A 784-nucleotide genomic window follows, 5' to 3' on the forward strand; every position below is an offset into this window, starting at 1 on the left:
GCAGCATATCGATCACATCACGGGTCAGCGCGATCAGAGTCTCGTCCAAACCCAGTTCGCGCAATTGACCCAGAAAGACCCTCTGCTGTGCCAACAGCGCTTGCGTGACCGGCACGCGGGGCGTGGCAAATAGCAGGTTCTCAGCCACGGGCAAGGCCGGGTTATAGGTGGACTTGTCGAAGATCAGCGCCTGCTGCTCAAGCCCTGCCTTCTTCACCGCCTGTTGCACCAACGGGCGCAGCCTGACCAGTTTCTGCGCCAGTTCCGGGTGTAGTGCCGCGTCGAAAATCTGCTCGGCCCCGCGCTGGAACAAGGCAGCTCCTGACCCCATTCCGTCAATCAGTTGAAGCCACCAATCCCGCAGGGCATCCGCCGAATCCAGCCCTGCCAAAGACGGGTCCAGCCACTCGGCCTTGAATGGGTCGGTGCTGTTGCCCGCGCGCAAAGTTTCGGCAAATCCGGGATCGTCGCCCCCCTCCGACAGGGGCTTGTAGCGCATCGGCATCATCACATTATCGCCCAGCGTTCCCTGAAACATCACCGGCCGCGATGACGCATAGCCGATCCGCGCAGCGACGACGCCCTGATGCAGTTCGGCCAGATTCTGCTCGCCAATGCGGACACGCCCAGCGCTCGGCAGGATTTCACGGGTCAGCAGCTCGGCAATGGCGCGGCGGTCTTCTTCGCTAGGCGCGGCGATGCCGATTGTCTTTCCATGCGGGAAGGTCAGGTTAAGATCGTCTAGGATCTGGTTTCCGTCCATGTCCCGCACCGACACCCGATC

1 pseudogene is annotated in these 784 nt (G+C 61.9%); it reads right to left on the reverse strand.

Annotated elements, in window-relative coordinates:
* Positions 1-763: pseudogene (locus ACR0E6_RS22110) on the reverse strand (ABC transporter ATP-binding protein); the annotation flags it as partial.
* Between the last annotated feature and the right edge of the window lie 21 nt (positions 764-784).

This window comes from Ruegeria sp. AP12 (genome assembly GCF_056540025.1).